Origin of the sequence: Ligilactobacillus ubinensis (assembly GCF_024160875.1) — a bacterium.
In the GTDB taxonomy this organism is placed as follows: Bacteria; Bacillota; Bacilli; order Lactobacillales; family Lactobacillaceae; genus Ligilactobacillus; species Ligilactobacillus ubinensis.
Map to the genome: position 1 here is coordinate 1 of NZ_JAIULA010000002.1, position 21,006 is coordinate 21,006.

Here is a 21,006-nt window from a genome sequence, read left to right on the forward strand (position 1 = left end):
TTGTAAAATCCGTCCACATTTCTTCGCTCATTTGTTGTAAAATATTCATTAGGAAATAACTCTCTCTTTCATTGTTCGTTTGCAATTACAATTGTAACAGAGAGTTATTTCTCTTTTTTGTCTTTTTTTATTTCTACCCACAAATACTTTACACTAACATGTTGAAATATCAGGAAATTTTTCGCTTATATCAAAGCGTTCCATATAAACTATACCAATTAGACAAAACAACTTCATAAAACTGTTGTTACAAAATGCTATAAGATATACAAATGTGATTAATATTCTTTGTTGACTGAAGATATCCATACTCTTATATTAGTTTTTATTAACTATTTCTATACTATTTTCTTTTAGATTTGCTGAACTTAAAACTGCTGTACTTAATAATAATTTTTTTATAACTTAGTAATTAACGATACAAAAAGACAATAATTTCTGCCACAACCTTGTCTATAGCATAAACTATTGTCTTTTTCAATTATTGATTTGTACATCAACCTAAACGTATTTCTAATTTTTTTGCATCACCTTATCAAATTGTACCATAATCTGTTGCAATTCCTTTTCAGTTACAATCGGTTGATTATCGGCAACTTTCTTGAAAATTGGGAAAATACTCCTCATTTCATCTTTCGTCACATGATATCCCATTTCATCTAATTTCACTGCAACTGCATGCGAACCAGATAATTTTCCTAATGGGATAGAAGAATGTTCTACTCCAACACTTTGTGGTGTCAAAATTTCATATGTGGCATGGTTTTTCAAAAAGCCATCTTGATGAATTCCTGATTCATGCGCAAAAACATTTGCCCCTGTAATTGCCTTATTATGTGGTAATGGCATTTTAGATTTTTCGCTGATAATACTTGCCAACTCAAATGTTTTAGCCAAATTAATACTATTTGTTGCTTGATAAAAATCTTTTCTAACATACATTGCAGCTGCTACTTCTTCTAAAGCCGTATTACCTGCACGTTCACCAATACCATTAATTGTACCTTCAATTCTAGTTGCACCATGCTGAATTGCTTCAAGTGCATTTGCCGTTGCCATCCCTAAATCATCGTGGCAATGAACAGAAAATGTGACTCGATCAAATTCTGGAATATTTGTTTTTAAATAATCAAATAAGGCTCCAAATTCTTGTGGATTTGTATATCCTGTTGTATCTGGAATATTAATTACATCTGCACCTGCTGCAATTGCAGTTCTGACAGCTTCTACCAAGAAATCCCATTCTGTCCGTGTTGCATCCTCTGGCGAAAATTCAACATGCTCAAAATATTCTCTTGCGTAACTAACGCTTTCTTTGATTTGTTCAATCACTGCTTTTTTATCCATATGTAATTTGTATTCACGATGAATTGGACTAGTTGCAATAAACACATGTATTTGACCATTAGGAACATCTGCCAAAGCTCTTATTACCGCATCAATGTCTTTTTTCACACATCTTGCCAAACCAATAATATTGCAATTTTCTACTTCTTGTCCAATTCTTCTTACAGCATTAAAATCATTTTCTGAGGCAACTGGAAACCCCGCTTCAATTACATTTGCACCCCAATCTGCAATCTTTTTAGCCATCATTATTTTGTCTTCAATAGAAAAATTAACTCCTATTGTTTGTTCACCATCACGCAAAGTTGTATCAAAAAATTGTATTGTTTTCATCATAATAAATTCCTCCTAAATATTTTTAAATTAAACAACAAAAAACGCCTCATTCGAGTAGAATGAGACGTTCACATGCTTGCTTCAAGCCCCATTCCACAATGGCAAATAGGACTCAGCAAAATCGCCAGAGTCCTCAGTCATAGTAGTAGGGCAAGTTCAATTAAATATCCTAATTTTTTTTGCTTATCCATACTGAGAACTCCTTTCATTAATTACTTGTTATAAAGTTAACGTATTTTTTTAATAATGTCAAGATGTTTTTCATTAAATTATCAATTAAATTTAACATAATCTATTTTAGATATTGTGCACTGAATTTAAAATATCTTTTGTTGATCGTACAAACGCTTTTTTGGGTAATAATTGTTGAAGAAAAATTTGCTGTAATTCAATACTACTATCCATACAAGCATCTTGTGCCACTACAACATTGTATCCATGTTGATATGCATCCTGTGCTGTTGCATAAACACCATTTGAAGTTGCAACACCAGTTATTATTACCGTATCAATATTACGGCGCCGTAGTTGGCTATCTAAACTGCTGCCAAAAAAAGCACTTGGATTATATTTAGTTAGCTCATAAACATTTTGCTTATTGCCAAATGTTGCAATTTCAGGTATCAAAGATATACTTTCTGCATTATATGTTGCATTTTGTTTTATATCAGCCCATCTATCTGGAGATTGTAGTGTATTAAGATCAACATTAACAAGTACCTCTAAAGTAGATAATTTATTAAATTCAGTTAATAAATCTATATTGTTTTGAATAACTGCTTTTTTATCCGGCGTTTGTATCTGATTTACTATTCCCTGCTGCAAATCAATAACTATGATAGCTGTTTTACTTAAATTAAATTTTATTTTTTCCATTTTTTAATCCCTCTTCTAAATCATTTATTTTTTGCTACTTGACCATAATTAACTGCATTATGTAACAAATATCCTCTTCGTCTTAAAATTAAGCTACATAAACACACAAGAAAATGTTGGCTATCTTTTAGCACATATTATATTTAGTAATATTGATATTTCTATAACATATACATGCTATTATAAGAGTAGTCATCATTAATAATGACTATGCTTTAACTAATATAGTACACACCTTCCAAAAATAAATTTGATAAGTAATTCATTAACTACGTGAATGATAATCTGAGACTTAAATAACTAGAATTATGATGTTAAATGTAACTAATTACCTTTTGATACTCGCATTTCACCAATATATATTCAATGCTTAAAAAAGTCTAGGATCTTTATCCCAGACTTACCACTTTTTATCTAATTATCAGGAACCATTGTTATTGAACATAGGAAAGAAATTATCTTCCCCCCTCCATATCTTACAAAGGCAAGTCACCTACTTGCTAGGAGATATGTGGATCACTTCCTTTCAGCAATTTTTACAAAACTTTTTGGGAAATGCATTCAATTTTTTCACCTCCTTAAATTAAAGAAGCTCTGATTCCAATTGCATTGTATCATTTTACTTACCTTTTTACTAGTTATTACAAACTTAATTTTTATTAAAATAGCTTTTTTATTTCTGTCTGCTTATATTCTTCACTAGTGAAATGCACAACAAAAAAAGTTTCTCTCTTTCAAAAAAATATACAATATCTCTTGCATCAACTCATACCTGGATTAAAAATATAACTTCATAAAATAAAGCAAACTAGTACAAAAGATTAGTATTGACATAAAGCAGAAAAAACGCTACCATAACATTGAATAATGCAACATATATATTGCGTAAAAAAGGAATGGTTGCTTTGAACAAAGTAAGAGAATATAGAAAAAGAAAAGGATTATCTCAAATGGAACTAGCTAATAAAGCTGGTGTGACAAGACAAACCATAACTTTAATAGAAAATAACAAGTATAATCCATCGTTAGCATTATGCCTTAATATTTCTAAAGCTTTAGACAGTGACCTAAACACTCTTTTTTGGGAGGAATAGAGAATGAATAAAAAAATAACAAATAAAATGATAAAGTTTTTTTACGGTATAGAGGGGTTATTAGATGAATACAAAAAAACACAATTAGATAAATTTGGAAACATTGCTTTTATCATCACTTGGTGGTATTTGTTGATTTCAGGTTTTGTTGCGATGTTATTGTATGTCAACAATCCAAAAATTGCTGCTATATTCCTTATTGCTGGAAATCTATTAATATCTGCTTTGGCGCTTTTTTCAATTATTTACTTTTTAAGAAAGAAAAAATTGGATATTGTGGAAGTTGACAAACGTGCGTATCCAGAAAAAAAGAAAAAGTATTTCAGAAAGAGTATCGGCTTAGCTGTCTATTTCGGAGTGGCAATCCATATCCTTAATGCAATAAGCGATGCAGTCATCCAAAATGAAAATTTTTGGACATCAATCAGTTCTGTAAGTAATATTTGTACTGCAGTTTTTGAAGGTATTGCATTCGGAGTCTGTATGTATATAGTCTATTTACTTAGGTTAAAAAAATAAATATTTGTCACTGTCACTTATAAGAGCGCATACTAGTAAGCATCACTAAGTATAGCTGATATTTATAGTCCTAGTTGGATCGGCAAACACCTAAGCGGTTTACTTTGGAAAAGTGTTGCATTTAATTTGATAATTCAAGTCATAAAAGAGCCCCGTAATTGTTAAGTTTCTACGTCTAACAATTACGGGCACTTTCGTTTACGGATTTTTGAATCGTTTGTGAGTCATTTTGTGGGTCAATCTAAAAATAAGAAAACAAAAAAAGCACTATAAACATTGACAATTCAACATTTATAGTGCTATTACTAGGATTATCCAACTGACCCTTCCATTTGGTATTCAATTAATCTATTTAATTCAACTGCATATTCCATTGGAAGTTCTTTTGTAAAAGGCTCTACAAATCCCATAATAATCATTTCTGTTGCTTTTTCTTCAGAAATACCGCGACTCATTAGATAGTAAAGTTGCTCTTCAGAAATTTTTGAAACCTTAGCTTCATGTTCCATTGAAACATTACCATTTAGTATTTCATTAAATGGTATTGTATCACTTGCTGATTTGTCATCCATTATAATGGTATCACATTCAACATGAGCAAACGAGCCATCACTATCCCGTCCAAAACGAACTTGACCACGATAATCCACCTGACCGCCATCTTTACATAATGATTTTGAAACAATTGATGAAGACGTGTTTTTAGCGTTATGAATCATTCGTGCACCTGTATCAGAATCAATCCCAGTGCCATCTGACGCAGCACCTGCAAAAGCAATCGACAACATTGTTCCACGTGCATGTTCACCGTTTAAGTACACGCTTGGATACTTCATGGTTATTTTCGATCCTAAATTACCATCAACCCATTCCATTGTTGCATTTTCAAAAGCTTGTGCGCGTTTGGTTTCTAAACTGTAAACATTATCTGACCAGTTTTGAATAGTTGTATAACGACAATAAGCATCTTTTAAAACATTAACTTCAACAACTGCAGCATGCAGACTGTCTTGTGAATAATTAGGAGCTGTACAACCCTCTACATAATTAACACTTGCGCCTTCATCAACAATAATCAATGTTCTTTCAAATTGCCCTGAATTACCTTCATTAATTCTAAAGTAACTTTGTATTGGCACATCCGTTTTAACACCTTTTGGTACATAGATAAAGGTCCCGCCTGACCAAACTGCTGAATTTAAAGCTGCCATTTTATTATCTTGCGGTAAAATTAATTTTCCAAAATACTGCTTAACTAAATCAGGATATTGTTGAACTGCATCATCTGTTGACATGAAAACAATGCCTAGTTTGGTAAAATCATCTTTCATATTATGATATACAACTTCTGACTCATATTGGGCTGAAGAACCAGCTAAATATTTTCTTTCCGCTTCTGGAACCCCTAAACGATCAAAAGTCTTTTTAATGTCTTCTGGGACATCTTCCCAATTTCGCGCGACTTTATCAGTATCTCGCCGAAAATAGTTAATATGCTCAAAATCAAGAGTAGATAAATCGGGACCAAAATTTGGCATGGATAAACGTTGATATATCTTATAAGCTTTTAAACGAAAATCTAGCATCCATTGTGGTTCATTTTTAGCTGCTGATATCTCACGTACAATATCTTCTGTTAATCCTTCTCCTGTTGTAAAAACCGGTGTAATGTCATCTTTAAATCCATATTGATATTCGCCACCTAAAGTTGGCATTTCTTGTTCACTCATTTCATTCCCTCCTCATCATTTTCTAAAACTTGATAGACAGCTTTCCAGGCCAATGTTGCACATTTAATTCGCGCGGGAAATTGAGCAACTCCAGCTAAAATACTAGCATCACCCAAAATATCATCTAATTCATCTTCATCTGTTACTTTTCCCATCACCATATCAGAGAATAAAAGGACTTGTTTTTCAACTTCACTACGTGTTTTACCGATAACTTCATCAGTCATCAAAGAAGCCGATGCTTGCGAAATAGTACAACCTGAGCCGCTAAATGCAATATTCTTAATTTTTCCATCGCTTAATTCGACTTCAACTATTAAAACATCCCCACAAGTTGGATTACGTAATTCCAATTTATGGCTCACTTTTTTTAAGTTTCCATGGTGATGTGGGTGTTGTGAATGCTCTAAAATTATTTGACGATAAAGATTATTTAATTTAGACAGTGCCATTTTGGAAGAACTCCTTTGTTGCAATAATTGCATCAACTAAACGCTGTGCATCTTCTTTGGTGTTATAAAAATAGAAACTTGCTCGTGCAGTCGCAGCAATATTTAGATAGCGCATCAAGGGTTGAGCACAATGATGCCCCGCTCTTACAGCAACACCTTCCATATCTAGTGCAGTTGCAACATCATGTGGATGTAATCCTTTTAGATTAAATGAGATAACTCCTGTATGCTTTTTAGCATCGGGTGGACCATATATTGTTAAACCTTCAATTTGCTGTAATTTAGGTAATACATAGTCAACAAGTTCTTGTTCGTACCCCTTTATGTTGTTCATCCCTATTCGCGTTAAATAATCGATAGCTGCACCTAATCCAACTACTCCAGCAATATTTTGCGTTCCACCTTCAAATTTTAAAGGTGCTTTTTTGAATGTTGTCTCTTGTAATTCAACCCAGTCAATCATTTCACCACCAAACTCTAACGGTGACATTGCAGCTAATAACTCGCTTTTACCCCATAAAATGCCAATACCTGTTGGAGCAAGCAACTTATGTCCCGAGAAAGCATAAAAATCAGCATCTAACGCTTGTACATCAATTGGCATATGTGGAGTTGACTGAGCTCCATCTACAACCATGATTGCGCCATGTTGATGTGCCATTTTGGCTAGCTTTGAAATTGGATTAACCACACCTAATACATTAGATGCATGGTTAACAGCCACTATTGCTGTTTTATCATTAATCACGTCTTGTGCCTTATCTAAGTCAATAAAACCATCTGCTGTTAAATCTAAGTATCTCAATATAGCTCCATTTCGCTTCGCTAGTTGTTGCCATGGAACTAGGTTACTGTGATGCTCGGCACATGAAATAACAATTTCATCACCTGCTTTAACATATTTTTTACCATAACCTGCAGCTACCCAATTTAAAGCTTCAGTTGTTCCTTTAGTATAGATTATTTCTTCACGTGTTGGTGCATTTATAAAGCGAGCAACTTTATCCCTTACACCTTCAAATTGCTCGGTTGCTCTTTCAGCAAGAGTATGCACACCGCGATGAACATTTGCATTGTCTGTATAATAATACTTTGTGATTGCATCAATTACCACACGTGGTTTTTGCGTTGTTGCTGCATTATCCAAATATACTAGTTGTTCATCGTTGACTTGCTGATCTAAAATAGGAAAATCTGCACGATAGTTACTCATCCTTTTGTCCATCAACCAACTTCCTCTCAATCATATTCTCTAATTCAATTTGAATACTTCTCGATGGTATAGCAGCTAAAACCGGTCCCAAAAAGCCGCGAATAACTAAGCGCTCAGCCATCTTCTTAGGCAAACCTCTGCTCATTAAATAATACAACTGCTGTTCATCAACTCGACCAACACTGGCTGCATGTCCAGCTGTTACATTATTATCATCAATTAATAAAATTGGATTGGCATCTCCACGAGCGTAGCGTGATAGCATCAACACCCTACTTTCTTGTTGTGCATCGGCACCAATTGCTCCTTTTTCGACATGACCTATTCCATTAAAAACTAAATTAGAACGTTGTAAAATTACACCATGTTGTAAAATATGTCCTATTGAATTTCTACCGTAATTTGTTACACGCGTATCAATTCCTTGAACCTGTTCACCCGTAGAAATTGCAACAACTTTTGTTTCTGCATGTGAACCCGCACCAACTAACTCTGAATCATAGTCTCCAACAATATTTCCGTCACTCATCATGCCTAATGACCAATCAATTTTAGCATCTCTTTTTAAATAACCACGTCTGTTCAAATAAACCGTTGTATTTTTGCCCAATCGATCAACACTTGCGAATTTAACGTGGCTTCCTTCTAAAGCTATAACTTCTACAATGATATTAGCAGTTGTTTTTTCTGTTCCAACAGTTAAAATGTTTTCAAGATAAGAAACTTCACTATTAATATCAGCAACTAAAAGCACATGATGAACATAATCTATTTTTTGAAGTGCATCTTGAATAAAATACATTGTTAGCGGATCTTTTAAAATAACATTTTTCGGTATATATACTAAAATACCACTCGTTAACTTAGCAACATGTTCAGCAGTTAGCTTGTTTTCAGTTATCTTAATTGCTTTTTGCATAAAATATTTTTTAACTAATTCTGGGTGTTCATCTAATGCTGTTTTCCAATCACAAATAATCACACCTTGCTTTTGCAACTTCTCAGACACATTAGTTAATAATGTTTGCTGTCCTGTTTGAACCATTGTAACTGCATTTTCATCAATATCTTCTGGTAATGGTATCTCGCTTTTTACATTATTTAGATCTTTTTTTACTCTAATTGGCCAATTTCTATATCTTATTTTTTGAAAGCTCGGCATTTTTAAATTTTTTAATTCGTCAAGCGCTTCTATTCTCTTTTCTGTGAACCATTTCGGTTCTGCAACCGCTTGGACATAGGCGGCAACATCAGGATATTTTTTCAAATCCAGCATTTTGTCTACCTCCTATGCATCTTCATCAGTTAATTTAATATCCAATCCAAGTTCATCACGAAGCCCCGCATAACCCTCATCTTCCAATTGTTTAGCAAGTTCTGGGCCACCTTGTGCTACAATTCGGCCATCCATCATAACATGAACAACGTCGGGAACTATGTAATTTAATAACCGTTGATAATGCGTAATTATTAAAGAACCAAAATCTTGACCTCGCATTTCATTTACACCCTTTGAAACAACTTTTAATGCATCAATATCTAGTCCAGAGTCAATCTCATCTAAAATTGCAAATTTAGGTTCAATCATCATTAGTTGTAAAATTTCATTACGCTTTTTTTCGCCACCAGAAAAGCCTTCATTCAAATAGCGATCAGCCATTTCTTCAGTCATGTCTAAAAAACTCATCGTTTTATCAAGTTTTTTAAGAAAGTTGCGCACCGAAATTGGATTATCTTCAGCTCGACGGGCATTAATTGCACCTCGGATAAATTCAGCATTTGTTACTCCTGGAATTTCAGCTGGATATTGCATTGCCAAAAAAAGGCCAGCACGTGCACGTTCATCAACTGGTAAATCCAAAATGTTTTCTCCGTCTAGTAAAATTTCTCCTTGATCAACCTTATATGCTGGATTACCCATAATTGCTTCTGACAATGTTGACTTCCCAGTACCATTTGGGCCCATTATCGCGTGAATTTCACCCGTTGCTAGTTTTAAGTTGACACCTTTTAAAATATTCTTTCCCTCAATTGAAACATGTAGATCTTTTACTTCTAACGTTGACATACACTAATTCCTCCCATCGAACTCTAATAACTATAATTCTATATCAACTAAGGCATAGTTGCAATTAATGATAACCTATTGTGCATTCCATCAGCTAACATCACAAACATATAGAAACGTTCTAAATAAGCATTTCGCTAATTATATGTTAATAAAGTTATATTTACATTCCAAAAATGCTCTAATTATCCAAATCATATTTTTATACAAAAACAATCTGAGATAAAATAACGTCTACCCCAAAGTTAAGTAATTTTCACTTTAATTTTGGGGTAGACATCAAAAAATCTCAGATTCTTCTTATCTCCAAAAATTTAATACAAAAATGTTCGTCAAATGATAACTATTTTTGCTTGCCTTAAATTATGCAATTTAAAACGTTAACAGTCTCTGACCACACATCTTTTATCCTACACTTTTTCAATATTTTTATTTTGCTAATATACTAGATTAGATAATCTTCCACCTCTAAATAGCGACAAATTAAATCCTTAGTTAATAATGTATCTGTATTTCCTGTAACAAGAACAGTTGGAGTTAAATACCAAATGTTATCACTGCACCTTTTTGCAAAATTAATATCATGTAAACTAATAAGAAATGTTCTTCCTCTTTTTTTCTCTTGCATCAATAATCTATAGAATATTTGCTGATATTTCACATCTAAATATGTTAAAGGTTCATCTAATAATAAGATTTTAGCTGGTTGTAAAAATGCATAAGCAAGCCAAACCCGCTGTTGCTGTCCACCAGATAGATTATTTAAATCTTTAGATAATAACTCTTTTAATTCTAAAATGCTCATAATAGTTTCTTCAAATTTCAAATTTCTGTTTTTATTTCGTAATATTGCTATTTCAAGTAATTGTTCAACTGTTATGTAATCAAAAACTTGATTCTTTTGTGCTAAATAGAAAAGCGACTGTTCTTTATAGATGACATTACCTATTTGAGGCTTTTTTAAATCAGCAAGAATTAACATCAACGTCGTTTTTCCACTTCCATTTGGTCCTAGTAACGTTGTAACTTGGTTTTGCTTTATTTCTCCATTTAAACCATGAAAAACAGAAATGTTTTTATAATTTGCTGACAAATTACTAAATTTCACGTGACCACCTCATTATTAAGAATATAAATGCAGGTGCTAATAAAACAAATAATACAGCATTGGTAGGTAGTTCCACTGGATAAAATACAAAATGTGCCAGTGTATCTGCAAATAAAACATCTAGTATACTAAAAAGAATCACCAAATCCAATCTCTTCAACTGACCTAACTGCGTAAATTCGCGAATTAATTGATTTATTACAACTCCAGCAAAAAAAACAGTGCCTAACACAACTGTGGTAGCGCCTAATAATGCTGCTGCAATAACTTGAAATTTAAATGAAATCTTGCTTTCATTAATCTCTAATTGCCTCGTCTGTAGTTCTGATAAAGCAAAATATTTCAAATATGACCTATTATTTTCCCAAATGTATATTGTAATTAAGCTAATTATTAATAACCAACCAACATCAAACCAAGTAACATTTGCCAAACTTTTACCAGTCCATCCGCTACTCTCAGTTAAAATTTCAGTAAATGCATTAAAAAACATCGCTAAACAAAATCCACCAATAATTAAAAATAGACTGTGATTACGAAGTTTAAAAATAGTACTTCGAAGAATTAGCAAGCAACAAACACCGGTAAATGCACCTATTACAACCCTATAAGTTAATGCTTGTGGAATTACAACTGTGACAAGTGCAATCATTAGTTCTGCGCCACTAGCAATACCTAGCATTGAGCCATCAAGATACGGTTGCCTTAATGTTGCAGCAAACAATAAGGCACTAAATCCTAAAGCATACCCTATTCCAATTTCAAATAATAAACGAGGTAGACGTAATTGAAGAATTATCATTTTCCAATTACTTGTATCTAACTTAAAAAACAATTGAAATAACATCAAACAAAGACAAATTATAATCATTAAACTCAAAGTTTTATTTTTCTTAATTATCAACTTGATCAAGCCACCTTTTTATCTGTCTATACGCTTGCTTAACTTTCAAGTTTGCTGTAGGAGAATAGACAGGCGCTTGAACATCATAAACATGATGCTTTTTTACAGCAGTTAAACTATTATATGGACTTTGCTGAAACGTCGTTTGAAATGCTGCTTTAACTTGTTTAGGCATTGCATGAGCTAGGCGAATAACAATATCAGGATCTGTTTTCTCGATTTCTTCAGTACTTGGTGTAGTGTATAATGAGCTTTTACTAGCTGCAACTACTTTGCCACCGGCTCTTTTCACCAAATCTCCTAAGTAAGTTTTTGAATTCATCACAAGAAAACTTCCTCCAGGCATCCCCATTAGAATTAATACTTTGGGTTTTTTAGTACGTTTAATACTCTTGATTTTTATATCCGAAATTAGTTTTTCTGCTTGTTTCTGTCTATCATATTTTTTTCCTAAATAATTAATTGATTTTATTAAATTAGCATAGTTTTGAAAATTTAATGATTTCATTGTTATTTTCTGCTCTTTTAACTTGCTTTCATATTCATCCGTCAGTTCTGAATCTACATAAACAACATCTGGTTTAATTGCTATAAGCTTTTCCCAATTTATACTCACATGATTTCCAACGCGTGGTAGTTTACGATATTTATTTACAACTTTCTGTGAACTACTATCGCTTGGAACTCCTGCTAACTTCAGATTTAGCTTTGCAAAAATATCTGTAATTGCAACAGTTGTTGTAACAATTTTAGTTTTATTAGTTTGCTGTTTCTTTAAATTATTTCTTTGACTAAAAAATATTAAGCCAATTATTGCAAAAACGATTATTACTAAAAATATACTATTTCTTGTTTTTTTTTAATAATGAATCCTCCTCCAAATTCCAAAACCTATTCCTAAAGCAACTACAACCGCAGAAGCACCACCAACTATCTTCTTTCCAGTATTATCACTTTTTTTAGATTCTTTTTCTCTACTTGTGTTACTTTTTTTACTCCCTTTTTTATTCTTTTTAATTTTATTATTTTTTTTACTTGAACTATTCATTGAACTACTTGCTGAATTTTCAGATGTAGAACTTGAGCTACTAGATATAGAATTTGATATGGATGTTTTTTCACTACTTGTTGAACTTGCCTCTGTTGAAGAGTTATTTTGTGATGTCATTGAAGCACTACTAGATGACTCTGTAACTGTCTGTGCTACAGTTGTAGAACTACTACTACTTGTCCCACTAGTAAGATTAGGTACACTGTCCGCACTTAAAATCAAATTGAATCCATAGGTATGATGATAATCCATACTATCAATATCAACTTTCATATTGCCACTCATGGTCTTTTTTACAGATTGTGTGGCGAATGTAAAAGTATAGTAATCTTCATTTCCTGATGTCGATTTTGAAACTTGTGGGGTCTGCCCATTCACATTCAAAATTTGAACTGGAAATGATCCTAGATCATGACTTGTCTTAACAGTCATACTAACCGTATATTGTCCCTGACCAAGGGTAACTGTTGCTGGCTTTTCGAAATATGCATCTGCAATTGAGGTTTGTGTTGATCCATATTTTTCAATCGTATAGCTAACTTGATATGAAGCTGCAGAAATTCTAGCAATGTTAAAAAAAAATATTATCAAAAAGCTGCTTAAAATTAACAATAAATTTTTTATTTTCATTTGCGAAATCTCCCCACACTAAATATTGTTATACTTAAACCAACTGCAGAAATAATTGTCAATAATCCCAAAACGGTTGCATCCATACTATTTTCTTCATCAGTTTGTGGTAAAGTTTTATTATTTGCTGATGCTGTATCTAATAATGTAGCAACATTATCTATTGCTTTTGTATTTGCTGTATTATCTGCAACAACTGCACTTAATGGTGCTAACTCATCATTTTTTTCATTAGAATTGTTAGCTATACTTTCTTGACTGTTTGTATTTGAATCATCTGCCAAAGTTGTTGCAAGACTCTCTATAATTGCTAATGCTTTCACATTATGTGTAAACATATTTGGAATTGTATAAGAAATATTTAATAATATCTTATTTCCTACTTTAATATCAGCAGCTTTTTCCTTACTTAAGATAGCTGTCCAAGTTCCACTTGTCGCGTTAGTTGAACTGCTATTTTTGGTCATTTCTATGCCATCAAACTTGACAGTAGTCATATAGTTCATCATTTTATTTTGTGTAATAATTACAGTTATTGTTCCATCACTATTCTTTTTAATTTTTATATTAGGATCCCAAATACCATCTGTTTCAATCATAGATAAAGTATTCAAATCGTTATCATTATCATCAACTTGATTATATTTAACTTTAGCTATCTCATTACTTGCTGTTTGAGTATTTTCTGAAGCATCTACACTTGCATCATCGTTGCCTGTTGATTCACTAGTATTCGACTTTGAATTTGATATCACGCTTGTACTTGAATCTACATTTGATTCTGTATCTGTATTTGATTCTGTACTTGCTTCTTTGTTTATATCTGCACTTGTACTTGCATCTGTATTTGAATTAGGATCTACTTCTGCTGTTGTTACTAATGGATCTGCCTTCACTAACATTTTACTTTCAATCACAACAACTGTATCAACCGTATGCGTAAACATTCCTGGAACACTGTAAGTCATTTTAGCAATTATTTTCCCACCATCTACTAATTTTTTAACTGTACTTGCAGCTATTGTTGCCGTCCACGTCCCATTTTCCGAATTCTCTTTATCAACATTGCTTATCATTTCTGTGCCATCAAATGACAAGTAGGACATATAATCCATCATTTTAGCTTGCGTTAACGTTAATTCAGCTGTTCCATCGTTTTTTAATTGATATGTAATATTATCATCCCATAAACCACCATCTTGAATCATTGATGCTTCACCCGAGTCACCATCTGTAGCTGTCGCTAAATACTTGTTATATTTAACTGCTAATTGATATTCTCCTGGTTGGTCAATTGAATCAGGTACTCCACTATTGATTTTGACATAAAAATCATGATTCCCTACCAAACTTGCATATTGATATGTGATATTTGAAAGATATGTATTTCCATTTACTAACCCAATAGCCTCTTGCGGCGTTAAATTCACACTCCAAGTTCCTGTATCTCCAGAAACCGAGGATCCTAACTTATGCCCAGCAAAACTCGCAGAAGTCATCATAGACATTCCAGAGCTTTGACTAAAAATTAATTTTGCTTGATTGTTTGAATTGACAACTAATTTAGCTGAATTGCTCCAATAACTATTCATTGCCTTTGACTCAGTCGTTGCATTTTCATCAGTATAGTAACTAACATTTAAAGTATATGTTCCTGTAGGTAATACTTTGATAGTATCTGCTGATACTGAAGAAAAATTAAAATAAATCGAGAAAATAATTGCTCCCAATAACAATACTAATGATAAACTTTTTTTCATGCTCTTATCTCCTTTGATTATATTCTTACAGTAGAATATAATTATTCATAAATTCCATTTCGAGAATATCATAACCTGAAGATAAATTAACATAGTCTTAAAATTTAAGCAATGACCTCTGCACCTCTTACTGAGCATATCCCCTATAATGAGAGCGCTTAAATAACTAATTTTTATTTTTTATAAATTAATTTTATAAACATTTAATTCACAAACAGACATAAGATTAGAACTTTAAACATATATAGTCATTTGTGAAAATAAGATTTTCATTTAATAGTCTTATCACTATATTTAAATATACACTTTTATTTTTTGAACTATCATGCTTACTGTATTTCTACAAGAAATTTTTTTAGCATAGAATTATTAGTTAAAAAAGACTATAATTTAAACATTAATTATTTTTTAGGAGGGATTTTTTGAAACCATTAATTGGAATTGTTGGTAACTATTTAGATAAACCTATCCCCGAACATGCTAATCTTCCTGTAACATATACACCACAAGGTTATGTGGATGCAGTTCATGCTGCAGGAGGAATTCCCGTTGTTATACCAATCGTTAATACAGATAACATTACAAGTTTGCTAAATCATGTTGATGGCATTGTTTTGGCTGGCGGACAAGACATTGACCCCATTTTTTATGGTGAAGAACCGCATATCAAACTTGGCTCACTTAACTATCCACGAGACGTTTTTGAACTCTCTTTATTGCGTAAAGCTGTTGTTAAAAATATACCAGTCTTAGGAATCTGTCGCGGCATTCAAGTTATCAATGTTGCCTTGGGTGGTAGTCTTTATCAAGATTTAAGTGAATATAGCAACTGGAAAATTAAGCATCAACAATATGGGACTGCATGGCAAACTTCAACACATTCAATCAAGATTACTTCTAACAATGTGATTCACGATATTTTTGGTGATACTGCTTGCGTAAATTCACTACATCATCAAGCAATATGTAAATTAGCACCTTTCTTACATCCTTTAGCTTATAGTGCTGATAATTTAATTGAAGCTGTTGATTCACCAAACTATCGTATTCTTGGCGTCCAATGGCATCCAGAAGCACAGTATAAAAATAATGCTGAAGCTTTACAAATATTTAAATGGCTTATATCCGAAGCACAAAAATAATTTTTTTACATATTAAAAAAATTGCTTTATCAACACGTAAAAAAGTGAAGCAAATGCCGAATTTTTCATTAAAAAAGTTCTGAGAAAATCTAAAATAGATTTTTCTCAGAACTTTTTTAGAATTTAGATTTTTCCCAAACTCTTTTTTTCAATTATACTACTTTTCTTCTTCATATCTCATCCATCATACTATCACTGTATGACCTTAGATTTGGTTGCACATTATCTTTTTTCAAAGAAATAATTTGTGCTCCAGCTGCTAACAAAATTATATTATACGAAATTTCTAGAAAATGATGATCAATTGCTGCGCTTATTAATGTCAAGAATAATGCTAATACTAAATAATATTGTTGCTGTTGCATTGCCCTATTAGATAACATTAAAATAAATATTATTAAGCAAATAAAAAATATTATTCCATTCATCATTAGAATCCGAATAATCGAAGAATCAATAAAAAAATATGGTTCCTTAGGATTGAATTTTCCATTCCCATTTTGCGGAATATATTGTCCCCATAATGTAATCGGATATTTTATTAGCGCTGTATTCGCATATGTTAAACGATGTGATAGCAAATTATCTAACATATTCCAAAACTTATTATTATTGTTAAAAATTGCTGTAATAAATACGTTTGCAGCTAAATAAACCACAATAAACCACGCTACTATCTGCGTACCAACATAATTCAATAATTGACTTAATGGTTTTAAAAAAGTTACACAACAAAGTAGTAAAAACATTAGGATAACGTCTAATCTTGTTCCAGTATACTTAAAAGTCAGAAAAAACGTGACTATAGCTAATCCATACTCCCAGATGTTAAACTTAAATTTTTTATACACAGCATACGCTAACATTAAGTTAAAAATATGCGCTGCAAAATCAGACGGAGTAACCGAGCCAAATGACATTCTCAAATCACTTCCAGGTCGTGCCATTGTCATATTCTCTAACTGTCCAGTTATTGTAAGTGTACCTAAACAAATTGCTACTATACTACAAACCCATAGGTACAATTGTAAAATGGTCTTATATTCAAACTTTAATGTACCAACAATCATGACAAAATAATAAAATGGATCAAGTAATTGTGCATTAGAACAAATGTAATATAACAAACAACTACTTGCTAAGAAAACTCCAATAAATCTATATGAATGATTGTCAAATAAAATTATTTTAAATACGACTAAAATAACACCCAACTGGGATAACCTAAACAATGAAAGTGAAGTTATTCCCGCAAAGTTATTAGTAATTTCCGTTCCGCGAAGATAGTTTCCGACTAGATAAAAACCTAACCCCCACAACAACAGTATCTTACTAATCTTGGGCATATTTTCTGATATCCATCTAGATATCTTATCATATTCATCTAGTTGTCCAAACTTGTTCATATATGTCTTCCTTAAATCCGCATGTAATAACTTTATTTTCTACCATCAACGGTCTCTTTATCAGTTTGCCGTCGGACGATAATAATTTAGCTGCCTCACTAACACTCATACTATCAACTTTATCTTTTAATCCTAACTGGCGATAGTGTTGCCCACTCGTATTAAAAAAATAACGCAACTTTTTATCAGAAGATGAAATCCATTTTTCTAGTTCTTCAACCTTAGGTGGATCATCAACAAGATCTTGCATTTCATATTGTACATTATTTTGGTCTAACCATTTTTGTGCCTTTTTGCATGTACTACATTTAGAATAACAATAAAATTTTTTCATACTGTTCTCATCCCCATTAAATAAAATATAACTTAGTTGAACTCAGTTTCATCATTACTAAACATATAACTCTTGTAGTGATATCGCATTGACATTATGAAACCTATACCTATCATATTTCCTAATAATGCAGAACCACCTTGACTAATAAAAGGAAGTGGAATACCTGTTAATGGTAACAAGCCAATACTCATACCAATATTTTCAAAAACATGGAATAAAATCATCATGATAACACCAGTTGAAATATAAGCATAAAATTCATTTTTAGTATCAAAAGTTACTTGGATCATTTGAAAAATTAATAATAAATATATAAAAATTAAGACACAGCTACCAATAAAACCAAAATTTTCACCTATAACAGAAAAAATCATATCTGATTCACGAACTGGTACATAAACATTTGAAACATTAAAGCCTTTTCCCAGTAATTTTCCTGACCCGATTGCTTTCATACTTTGCCACAATTGATAACTACTATCATTTGTACTGGCAGATGGGTTCAGCCATGAATCAATTCGATCAAACTGGTATGACTTAAAACCAATTTTTTCTAAAATAGCACGATCATAAACAACTAAAAAAATAGCCGTAGACCCTAAAATTGTTCCGAACGCTATCACTGGAGCAATAATTTTCCATGTAATCCCTGAAACTATAACCATTCCTCCAAAAATTGCAACAAACACTAATAATGTCCCAAAATCATTTTGTAATTTTAGCAAAATAGCTACTGGAACCAACCATCCAACCATCTTACCTAGCAAAATCCAATCTGTTCTCCAAGTATGCTCATAGTACTCCGAATTATGTTGCGTAATAACGCGTCCCATCATTAAGATAAAAGCAGGCTTCATTACTTCTGATGGTTGAAATGTAAAAGGCCCAATTGCAAACCAACTTTTAGCTCCTGTACTAGCTTCATATGATCTACTATAGAAAACAAGGACTAAAACTAACAATGAAATTCCTAATCCATATGCTAACGGTGCTATTTTCCATAATTGTTCAGCATCAAATTGCATAATAATCGCAACAATAGCCACACCTAATCCATACCAAATCATCTGCGACAGCATTACTTTTGCAATACTAGTCGTACTCGTATCGTGTTTTAAAGCCACATAGATGGAAACCATACCAATAACAGCTAAAACAAGGACACAAAAAATTATTCCCCAATCAATACGAGAGTCTTCATCTTCTTCATTTCTTAATTGTTTATTTAACACAGAAAAAGTCTCCTTTATTCCAATTACTATACTTTAATTATACGCAATTTGCCGACTGAACAATGTAGCAGTCGGCAAATTTACATATTTTTTAACTAGCTTAAATGAAGATGAAAATTGCGAATTAGTAAATTAACCGCCTCATCTTGTGAACTAGCACGAAATCGTTCACCATTTGGATAAATAGCTATGTAACGACTATCACCTAATTCAATCATGCCTAACTTAGCTTTCTTTGTTGTTAATTCTAACACAACTTTACCATTAATCATCTTTTCGGTTTCAAAAATTTGAATGTTTTTTTCCGTCTTTGACACGTAAATGCTCCCTTCTAATTAGTAAAAAGCTTTATCATTTATCTGGATCATTTTTATCTGGATTTCGTCGCAAGCTAAAGTATTTAGGTACATAATCAATTCCACCCTTAACAAAGGGATTACACCTTAAAATACGACTCACTCCCATCAAAAGTCCTAAAATGGCTCCATGTTTTTTAATTGCTTGCAATGCATAGTTTGAACAAGTTGGATAAAAACGGCAACTTGGTGGAAAAAGCGGAGAAATAAAGCGTTGATATATTTTTATAGACCAAATTAAAAATGATTTCATTTTAATATTATAAAATTACTATTTAGACTTATTATTTTTACTAATATGCTCCAATAAATATCCTGTTCCCACAGCAACATCATCTAGAGGCGAATCAGCAATAAATACTGGAACTTTTAATTCTGTAGAGAACAATTCATCAATTCCATCTAACAGAGCTCCGCCACCAGTCAACACAATGCCTCGATCTATAATATCAGCAGCTAATTCCGGTGGTGTTACACTCAAAACTTCATGTGCTGACACAATAACTGACATCATTGTGTCATGTAAAGCTTCCTCAATTTCATCAGAGCTAATAGTTATCGATTCAGGCATTCCTTGAACTACATCTCTACCACGAACTTCCATTTCTTTGTTACGATGGCCCTTTACGACAGTTCCAATTTCGATTTTAATTTTTTCGGCAGTATGTTCCCCTATTAATAAACCACGTTTTTTGCGTAAATAATTTACAATATCAAGATTTAATTTATCGCCTGCAACTCGCATTGAACGGCTAACAACAATATCGCCCAAAGATAATACAGCTATATCACTAGTCCCTCCACCGATATCTATAATCATATTGCCTTGTGGTTTAAAAATATCTAACCCTGCACCAACAGCTGCAACTTTAGGTTCTTCTTCTAAATAAACATTGCTACCGCCACCTGATTTTTCAGCAGCCTGACGAATTGCTTTTCTCTCTATTTCAGTAGTATTTGTAGGGCAACAAATCAAAATATTAGGTTTAGACATAAAGCCTTTTACATTTAACTTCTTTATAAAATAAGATAACATCTGCTCAGTCATATCAAAATTTGCAATTACACCATCTTTTAATGGCCGAATTGCCCGAATATTATTTGGTGTACGTCCAACCATTTTATATGCCTCAGATCCAACTGCTAAAGCACGGCCAGTTTGTACATCAATTGCTACAACAGATGGTTCATTTAAAACAATTCCTTTTCCTTCAACGTTGATTAAAACATTGGCAGTACCCAAATCAATACCAATATCCTTTGCCATAATAATTCTCCTCTTTAAAGTTGATTACATTAAACCGCAACATGCCATATATAGACTACATAGACATACGGTTTTTTATTGTATAATTATTAATATTCGCTATTCTTAAAACTCTAAATGATTATTTATAATCCAATCATAGTTTACCTATGCCATTATAACATGAAGTAACTTAAGA

At 32.4% G+C, this 21,006-nt stretch carries 21 protein-coding genes; 3 read left to right on the top strand and 18 right to left on the bottom strand.

Translation table 11 applies throughout. From position 1 onward, the window contains the following. Positions 1 to 513: 513 nt before the first annotated feature. Positions 514 to 1,683, bottom strand: a complete 1,170-nt coding sequence (locus LB941_RS01100) for a 2-isopropylmalate synthase (protein ID WP_253358766.1) — start codon at positions 1,681 to 1,683, stop codon at positions 514 to 516. Between the two features lie 297 nt (positions 1,684 to 1,980). Next, positions 1,981 to 2,559, bottom strand: a complete 579-nt coding sequence (locus tag LB941_RS01105; protein WP_253358767.1) for a cysteine hydrolase family protein — start codon at positions 2,557 to 2,559, stop codon at positions 1,981 to 1,983. A gap of 905 nt (positions 2,560 to 3,464) precedes the next feature. Between LB941_RS01105 and LB941_RS01110 the strand changes: the two genes are divergently transcribed. After that, the gene (locus LB941_RS01110) at positions 3,465 to 3,653 is read left to right on the top strand and encodes a helix-turn-helix transcriptional regulator (protein ID WP_253359060.1); all 189 of its coding nucleotides are present in this window, start codon (positions 3,465 to 3,467) and stop codon (positions 3,651 to 3,653) included. 3 nt (positions 3,654 to 3,656) lie between these two features. Then, on the top strand, positions 3,657 to 4,172 hold the full coding sequence (locus tag LB941_RS01115) for a DUF3278 domain-containing protein (protein WP_253358768.1): 516 nt from the start codon (positions 3,657 to 3,659) through the stop codon (positions 4,170 to 4,172). A 311-nt stretch (positions 4,173 to 4,483) separates the two neighbouring features. Here LB941_RS01115 and sufB read toward each other — a convergent pair whose 3' ends face one another. The 10 genes from sufB to LB941_RS01165 all read right to left on the bottom strand — a co-directional run bounded on the left by sufB (position 4,484) and on the right by LB941_RS01165 (position 15,088). Then, on the bottom strand, positions 4,484 to 5,902 hold the full coding sequence (gene sufB / locus LB941_RS01120) for a Fe-S cluster assembly protein SufB (RefSeq protein WP_275979974.1): 1,419 nt from the start codon (positions 5,900 to 5,902) through the stop codon (positions 4,484 to 4,486). Then, positions 5,899 to 6,354, bottom strand: a complete 456-nt coding sequence (gene sufU / locus LB941_RS01125) for a Fe-S cluster assembly sulfur transfer protein SufU (RefSeq protein ID WP_253358769.1) — start codon at positions 6,352 to 6,354, stop codon at positions 5,899 to 5,901. The genes sufB and sufU overlap by 4 nt, the downstream gene beginning before the upstream one ends. Then, complete coding sequence (locus LB941_RS01130; RefSeq protein WP_253358770.1) at positions 6,341 to 7,579, bottom strand: cysteine desulfurase; 1,239 nt, start codon at positions 7,577 to 7,579, stop codon at positions 6,341 to 6,343. Before LB941_RS01130 ends, sufU begins: the two co-directional genes overlap by 14 nt. Beyond that, a complete protein-coding gene (gene sufD / locus LB941_RS01135; RefSeq protein ID WP_253358771.1) occupies positions 7,560 to 8,843 on the bottom strand; it encodes a Fe-S cluster assembly protein SufD in 1,284 nt (427 codons plus the stop codon). The genes LB941_RS01130 and sufD overlap by 20 nt, the downstream gene beginning before the upstream one ends. Positions 8,844 to 8,855: 12 nt before the next feature. Beyond that, entirely contained in the window at positions 8,856 to 9,635 is a 780-nt protein-coding gene (gene sufC, locus LB941_RS01140) for a Fe-S cluster assembly ATPase SufC (RefSeq protein WP_253358772.1), read from the bottom strand. Positions 9,636 to 10,080: 445 nt separating this feature from the next. Continuing rightward, entirely contained in the window at positions 10,081 to 10,743 is a 663-nt protein-coding gene (locus tag LB941_RS01145) for a metal ABC transporter ATP-binding protein (protein WP_253358774.1), read from the bottom strand. Continuing rightward, positions 10,733 to 11,647 carry an iron chelate uptake ABC transporter family permease subunit gene (locus LB941_RS01150; RefSeq protein WP_253358776.1) on the bottom strand — a complete coding sequence of 305 codons (915 nt, stop codon included), beginning with the start codon at positions 11,645 to 11,647 and terminating at the stop codon, positions 10,733 to 10,735. Before LB941_RS01150 ends, LB941_RS01145 begins: the two co-directional genes overlap by 11 nt. After that, positions 11,637 to 12,488 (bottom strand): ABC transporter substrate-binding protein, encoded by an 852-nt coding sequence (locus tag LB941_RS01155; protein ID WP_341869214.1) that lies wholly within the window; start codon positions 12,486 to 12,488, stop codon positions 11,637 to 11,639. Before LB941_RS01155 ends, LB941_RS01150 begins: the two co-directional genes overlap by 11 nt. Positions 12,489 to 12,506: 18 nt before the next feature. Beyond that, positions 12,507 to 13,328: an NEAT domain-containing protein gene (locus LB941_RS01160; protein ID WP_253358777.1), complete on the bottom strand. Its 822-nt coding sequence runs from the start codon at positions 13,326 to 13,328 to the stop codon at positions 12,507 to 12,509. Next, positions 13,325 to 15,088: a hypothetical protein gene (locus LB941_RS01165; RefSeq protein WP_253358779.1), complete on the bottom strand. Its 1,764-nt coding sequence runs from the start codon at positions 15,086 to 15,088 to the stop codon at positions 13,325 to 13,327. The genes LB941_RS01160 and LB941_RS01165 overlap by 4 nt, the downstream gene beginning before the upstream one ends. Positions 15,089 to 15,510: 422 nt before the next feature. On the opposite strand from LB941_RS01165, the gene LB941_RS01170 reads away from it, so the two are divergent. Next, positions 15,511 to 16,230, top strand: a complete 720-nt coding sequence (locus LB941_RS01170; RefSeq protein WP_253358780.1) for a gamma-glutamyl-gamma-aminobutyrate hydrolase family protein — start codon at positions 15,511 to 15,513, stop codon at positions 16,228 to 16,230. A 170-nt stretch (positions 16,231 to 16,400) separates the two neighbouring features. Here the strand turns inward: LB941_RS01170 and LB941_RS01175 are convergent, their stop codons facing one another. The 6 genes from LB941_RS01175 to LB941_RS01200 form a co-directional block, all read right to left on the bottom strand. After that, positions 16,401 to 17,636, bottom strand: a complete 1,236-nt coding sequence (locus LB941_RS01175; RefSeq protein WP_253358781.1) for a hypothetical protein — start codon at positions 17,634 to 17,636, stop codon at positions 16,401 to 16,403. Further along, on the bottom strand, positions 17,611 to 17,970 hold the full coding sequence (locus LB941_RS01180; protein ID WP_253358782.1) for an arsenate reductase family protein: 360 nt from the start codon (positions 17,968 to 17,970) through the stop codon (positions 17,611 to 17,613). Before LB941_RS01180 ends, LB941_RS01175 begins: the two co-directional genes overlap by 26 nt. Positions 17,971 to 18,002: 32 nt before the next feature. Next, positions 18,003 to 19,205, bottom strand: coding sequence for an FtsW/RodA/SpoVE family cell cycle protein (locus LB941_RS01185; RefSeq protein WP_253358783.1), 1,203 nt, complete (start codon positions 19,203 to 19,205; stop codon positions 18,003 to 18,005). 95 nt (positions 19,206 to 19,300) lie between these two features. Then, the gene (locus LB941_RS01190) at positions 19,301 to 19,522 is read right to left on the bottom strand and encodes a DUF2969 domain-containing protein (protein ID WP_253358785.1); all 222 of its coding nucleotides are present in this window, start codon (positions 19,520 to 19,522) and stop codon (positions 19,301 to 19,303) included. Between the two features lie 34 nt (positions 19,523 to 19,556). Continuing rightward, positions 19,557 to 19,814, bottom strand: coding sequence for a membrane protein insertion efficiency factor YidD (gene yidD / locus LB941_RS01195; protein ID WP_253358787.1), 258 nt, complete (start codon positions 19,812 to 19,814; stop codon positions 19,557 to 19,559). Between the two features lie 18 nt (positions 19,815 to 19,832). Next, positions 19,833 to 20,828 carry a rod shape-determining protein gene (locus LB941_RS01200; protein WP_253358789.1) on the bottom strand — a complete coding sequence of 332 codons (996 nt, stop codon included), beginning with the start codon at positions 20,826 to 20,828 and terminating at the stop codon, positions 19,833 to 19,835. Between the last annotated feature and the right edge of the window lie 178 nt (positions 20,829 to 21,006).